We start from the raw sequence: 5,366 nt of genomic DNA, 5'->3' as shown, positions 1-5,366 counted from the left end.
TGGTTCGGTGTGTGTTTGTTCTTTGAGAACTCAACAGGGTGCTTGATAAGCCAGTGCCAATTATGATTTAACCCCGGCCGGCTTGGTCTGCTTCATTCGTGGGGTGGGTCTGGTTTGGTTGGATTCCTTTGGCAACTTATTTTGTTGCCGGGACATTTTTTCCACAAGTTTTTGTTGGAGAGTTTGATCCTGGCTCAGGACGAACGCTGGCGGCGTGCTTAACACATGCAAGTCGAGCGGAAAGGCCCTTCGGGGTACTCGAGCGGCGAACGGGTGAGTAACACGTGAGTAACCTGCCCTAGGCTTTGGGATAACCCTCGGAAACGGGGGCTAATACCGGATATGACTGCTGGTCGCATGACTGGTGGTGGAAAGTTTTTCGGCCTGGGATGGACTCGCGGCCTATCAGCTTGTTGGTGGGGTAATGGCCTACCAAGGCGACGACGGGTAGCCGGCCTGAGAGGGCGACCGGCCACACTGGGACTGAGACACGGCCCAGACTCCTACGGGAGGCAGCAGTGGGGAATATTGCACAATGGGCGGAAGCCTGATGCAGCGACGCCGCGTGAGGGATGACGGCCTTCGGGTTGTAAACCTCTTTCAGCAGGGACGAAGCGAGAGTGACGGTACCTGCAGAAGAAGCACCGGCCAACTACGTGCCAGCAGCCGCGGTAAGACGTAGGGTGCGAGCGTTGTCCGGATTTATTGGGCGTAAAGAGCTCGTAGGCGGCTTGTCGCGTCGACTGTGAAAACCCGCGGCTCAACCGCGGGCTTGCAGCCGATACGGGCAGGCTAGAGTTCGGTAGGGGAGACTGGAATTCCTGGTGTAGCGGTGAAATGCGCAGATATCAGGAGGAACACCGGTGGCGAAGGCGGGTCTCTGGGCCGATACTGACGCTGAGGAGCGAAAGCGTGGGGAGCGAACAGGATTAGATACCCTGGTAGTCCACGCTGTAAACGTTGGGCGCTAGGTGTGGGGGGCCTCTCCGGTTCTCTGTGCCGCAGCTAACGCATTAAGCGCCCCGCCTGGGGAGTACGGCCGCAAGGCTAAAACTCAAAGGAATTGACGGGGGCCCGCACAAGCGGCGGAGCATGCGGATTAATTCGATGCAACGCGAAGAACCTTACCTGGGTTTGACATGGGCGGAAATCCGGCAGAGATGTCGGGTCCTTCGGGGCCGTTCACAGGTGGTGCATGGCTGTCGTCAGCTCGTGTCGTGAGATGTTGGGTTAAGTCCCGCAACGAGCGCAACCCTCGTTCGATGTTGCCAGCGCGTTATGGCGGGGACTCATCGAAGACTGCCGGGGTCAACTCGGAGGAAGGTGGGGATGACGTCAAGTCATCATGCCCCTTATGTCCAGGGCTTCACGCATGCTACAATGGCCGGTACAATGGGCTGCGATACCGTGAGGTGGAGCGAATCCCAAAAAGCCGGTCTCAGTTCGGATCGGGGTCTGCAACTCGACCCCGTGAAGTCGGAGTCGCTAGTAATCGCAGATCAGCAACGCTGCGGTGAATACGTTCCCGGGCCTTGTACACACCGCCCGTCACGTCACGAAAGTCGGCAACACCCGAAGCCGGTGGCCCAACCCTTGTGGAGGGAGCCGTCGAAGGTGGGGCTGGCGATTGGGACGAAGTCGTAACAAGGTAGCCGTACCGGAAGGTGCGGCTGGATCACCTCCTTTCTAAGGAGCACCTGCCCACGAAGGTGGGTCAGGAGCCCGCATCATCCGAGTGTGGTGGTGGGGTGCTCGAATGGCGGAGACACTGGTGAGTTCACGGCTGGCAACGGCTGCCTGATCGTTAGTACAGCCTCTTTTGGGGGTGGGAAAGCGTGTGGTGGTGCGGCTGGTGGTGGATGTAGAGCACCCTGTTGGGTCCTGAAGGAACAAACACTGTGTGTTTGTTGTTTCGGGTTGCCAGGCATGGCCTGTCATCGCAAACGGATTCCCGGAGCCAGGGTTTTTCTGGTGGTGGGGTTTGGTGTGGTGGTTGTGGGTTGTGGGTTGGTCGTTTGTTGAGAATTGCACAGTGGACGCGAGCATCTTTGTGGTCAAGTTGTCAAGGGCGAACGGTGGATGCCTTGGCACCAGGAGCCGATGAAGGACGTGGGAGGCCGCGATAGGCCTGGGGGAGCTGTCAACCTAGCTGTGATCCCAGGGTGTCCGAATGGGGGAACCCGGCAGCAGTCATGTGCTGTCACCTGCACCTGAACACATAGGGTGTATGGAGGGAACGCGGGGAAGTGAAACATCTCAGTACCCGTAGGAAGAGAAAACAACAGTGATTCCGTGAGTAGTGGCGAGCGAAAGCGGATTGAGGCTAAACCGGCTGCGTGTGATACCTGTCAGGGGTTGCGTGGTTGGGGTTGTGGGACTCTGCTGATTCAACTGACATTGGGTCGAGAAGTTATAAAACTAGTTGCTAGCCGAATGGTGTGGGAAAGCCAACCGTAGACGGTGAGAGTCCGGTAGGTGAAAGTGGCTGGTCTTCTGTGGATGTTCCCGAGTAGCGGCGGACCCCTGTAATCTGCCGTGAATCTGCCAGGACCACCTGGTAAGCCTAAATACTTCCTGGTGACCGATAGCGGACTAGTACCGTGAGGGAATGGTGAAAAGTACCCCGGGAGGGGAGTGAAATAGTACCTGAAACCGTTCGCCTACAATCCGTCGGAGCCTTTAGGGGTGACGGCGTGCCTTTTGAAGAATGAGCCTGCGAGTTAGTGGCATGTGGCGAGGTTAACCCGTGTGGGGTAGCCGTAGCGAAAGCGAGTCTGAATAGGGCGTTCAGTCGCGTGTCCTAGACCCGAAGCGGAGTGATCTAGCCATGGGCAGGCTGAAGCGTGGGTAAGACCGCGTGGAGGGCCGAACCCACCAACGTTGAAAAGTTGGGGGATGACCTGTGGTTAGGGGTGAAAGGCCAATCAAACTCCGTGATAGCTGGTTCTCCCCGAAATGCATTTAGGTGCAGCGTCGCGTGTTTCTTGCCGGAGGTAGAGCACTGGATGGTCTAGGGGGCCCACAAGCTTACCGAAATCAGCCAAACTCCGAATGCCGGTAAGTGAGAGCGCGGCAGTGAGACTGCGGGGGATAAGCTTCGTAGTCGAGAGGGAAACAGCCCAGATCACCAGCTAAGGCCCCTAAGCGTGTGCTAAGTGGAAAAGGATGTGGGGTCGCATAGACAACCAGGAGGTTGGCTTAGAAGCAGCCATCCTTTAAAGAGTGCGTAATAGCTCACTGGTCAAGTGGTTCCGCGCCGACAATGTAGCGGGGCTCAAGTACACCGCCGAAGCTGTGGCATTCACATTTTACTTCGCGTGTTCTTTCGAGAGCGTGTGCAGGTGTGTGGATGGGTAGGGGAGCGTCGTGCCGCGGGTGAAGCAGCGGAGTGATCCAGTTGTGGACGCGGCACGAGTGAGAATGCAGGCATGAGTAGCGAAAGAAGGGTGAGAAACCCTTCCGCCGGATGACCAAGGGTTCCAGGGCCAGGCTAATCCGCCCTGGGTGAGTCGGGACCTAAGGCGAGGCCGAGAGGCGTAGTCGATGGACAACGGGTTGATATTCCCGTACCCGCGAAAGAGCGTCCGTGGTGAACCTCATTGTGCTAACTCTTTGATCTGAGGCCGGCTTTCGGGTTGGTTTTGGTGAGACGAGGAACCTGGTGGGTAGTAGTCAAGCGATGGGGTGACGCAGGAAGGTAGCTGAGCCCGGCCGGTGGTTGTGCCGGGGTAAGCGTGTAGGCCGTGTCGTAGGCAAATCCGCGACACTTGAGGCTGAGACGTGATGCCGAGCCGATTCAGGTGAAGTCAGTGATCCTATGCTGCCGAGAAAAGCCTCTAGCGAGTTCTTAGCGGCCCGTACCCCAAACCGACACAGGTGGTCAGGTAGAGAATACCGAGGCGATCGGGCGAACTGTGGTTAAGGAACTCGGCAAATTGCCCCCGTAACTTAGGGAGAAGGGGGGCCGGAGACGTGAAGCCCCTTGCGGGTGGAGCGTTGTATGGCCGCAGAGAGCAGGGGGAAGCGACTGTTTACTAAAAACACAGGTCCATGCGAAGAAGTAATTCGATGTATATGGACTGACGCCTGCCCGGTGCTGGAACGTTAAGGGGACCGGTTAGCTCTTCGGGGCGAGGCTGAGAACTTAAGCGCCAGTAAACGGCGGTGGTAACTATAACCATCCTAAGGTAGCGAAATTCCTTGTCGGGTAAGTTCCGACCTGCACGAATGGCGTAACGACTTCCCCACTGTCTCAACCACAGGCCCGGCGAAATTGCATTACGAGTAAAGATGCTCGTTACGCGCGGCAGGACGGAAAGACCCCGGGACCTTTACTATAGCTTGACATTGGTATCCGAATTAGCTTGTGTAGGATAGGTGGGAGCCGGTGAAGCCTATACGCCAGTATGGGTGGAGGCAATCTTGAAATACCACTCTGGTTGATTTGGGTATCTAACTTCGGACCGTGATCCGGTTCAGGGACAGTGTCTGGTGGGTAGTTTAACTGGGGCGGTTGCCTCCTAAAATGTAACGGAGGCGCCCAAAGGTTCCCTCAGCCTGGTTGGCAATCAGGTGTTGAGTGCAAGTACACAAGGGAGCTTGACTGTGAGACTGACAGGTCGAGCAGGGACGAAAGTCGGGACTAGTGATCCGGCACTTGCGAGTGGAAGCGGTGTCGCTCAACGGATAAAAGGTACCCCGGGGATAACAGGCTGATCTTCCCCAAGAGTCCATATCGACGGGATGGTTTGGCACCTCGATGTCGGCTCGTCGCATCCTGGGGCTGTAGCAGGTCCCAAGGGTTGGGCTGTTCGCCCATTAAAGCGGTACGCGAGCTGGGTTTAGAACGTCGTGAGACAGTTCGGTCCCTATCCGCCGTGCGCGTAGGATACTTGAGAAGGGCTGTCCCTAGTACGAGAGGACCGGGACGGACGAACCTCTGGTGTGCCAGTTGTCCCGCCAGGGGCACGGCTGGTTGGCTACGTTCGGAAGGGATAACCGCTGAAAGCATCTAAGCGGGAAGCTCGCTTCAAGATGAGGTATCCCACCCACGTGAGTGGGGTAAGGCCCCCAGCTAGACTACTGGGTTGATAGGCCGGAGATGTAAGCTCGGTAACGGGTTGAGTTGACCGGTACTAATAGGCCGAGGACTTGATTACTAAGGTGCTACGCGTCCACTGTGTGATTCCCGACAAACGAACAATCACCCCTATAAGGGTTGAGGTTGTTTGTTAAGTCGATAGTGTTACGGCGGTTATAGCGGTGGGGAAACGCCCGGTTACATTCCGAACCCGGAAGCTAAGCCCTCCAGCGCCGATGGTACTGCACTCGGGAGGGTGTGGGAGAGTAGGACGCCGCCGGACAAT

General features: G+C 57.0%; 3 rRNA genes. All 3 read left to right on the top strand.

The window, feature by feature from the left end:
* The first annotated feature begins 171 nt into the window (after nucleotides 1–171).
* The 3 genes from ACZ6QQ_RS36640 (at nucleotide 172) to rrf (ending at nucleotide 5,363) form a co-directional block, all read left to right on the top strand.
* Nucleotides 172–1,686, top strand: a 16S ribosomal RNA gene (locus ACZ6QQ_RS36640).
* Between the two features lie 366 nt (nucleotides 1,687–2,052).
* A 23S ribosomal RNA gene (locus tag ACZ6QQ_RS36635) occupies nucleotides 2,053–5,159 on the top strand.
* 87 nt (nucleotides 5,160–5,246) lie between these two features.
* Nucleotides 5,247–5,363, top strand: a 5S ribosomal RNA gene (rrf, locus tag ACZ6QQ_RS36630).
* The 16S, 23S and 5S rRNA genes sit together here, the layout of an rRNA operon.
* The last annotated feature ends 3 nt before the right edge of the window (nucleotides 5,364–5,366 follow it).

It is taken from the genome of Micromonospora sp. NPDC049529, assembly GCF_055586685.1.
The sequence above is the reverse complement of the archived record's forward strand: the minus strand, read 5'-3'. Positions and strand labels throughout refer to the sequence as shown.